1 pseudogene is annotated in these 534 nt (G+C 35.0%); it reads right to left on the reverse strand.

Features of this window, described 5'->3' with window-relative positions:
- Positions 1 to 534, reverse strand: a pseudogene (gene aspB / locus M3Z76_RS19700) (aspartate transaminase AspB); the annotation flags it as partial.

The raw sequence follows: 534 nt of genomic DNA on the forward strand, positions 1-534 counted from the left end.
ATCCACAGTTTCGTATCCTGATAAAGCTACAGCTTCTTTTACATTAGGGAATAAGTAAAATGCACCTTGTGGTTTAATGCAAGTAAAGCCAGGGATTTGAATTAATTTATCATAAATAATGTTTAATCTTTCTTCAAATGCTTGACGCATTGTTTCTACAGGTTCTTGTGAGCCTGCATATGCTGCAATTGCGCCGTATTGAGCGATTGAAGTAGGGTTTGACGTACTATGACTCGCTAAGTTCGTCATCGCTTTAATAAGCTGCTTATTTCCTGCTGCATATCCAATACGCCATCCTGTCATAGAATGAGATTTAGATACACCATTAATAATAAGTGTTTGTTCTTTTAATGCATTAGAAAGCTGGGCAATCGAAGTATATTCTGCTCCACCATAAATTAATTTTTCATAAATTTCATCTGAAACGATTAAAATATCGTGTTCTAAACATACTTCTCCAAGCTGTTGTAATTCCTCTTTGCTATAAATCATTCCTGTTGGATTGCTCGGTGAATTAATAATAACTGCTTTCGT

The sequence above is a fragment of the Metasolibacillus sp. genome (genome assembly GCF_025291715.1).
GTDB classification, from domain to species: Bacteria; Bacillota; Bacilli; order Bacillales_A; family Planococcaceae; genus Metasolibacillus; species Metasolibacillus louembei.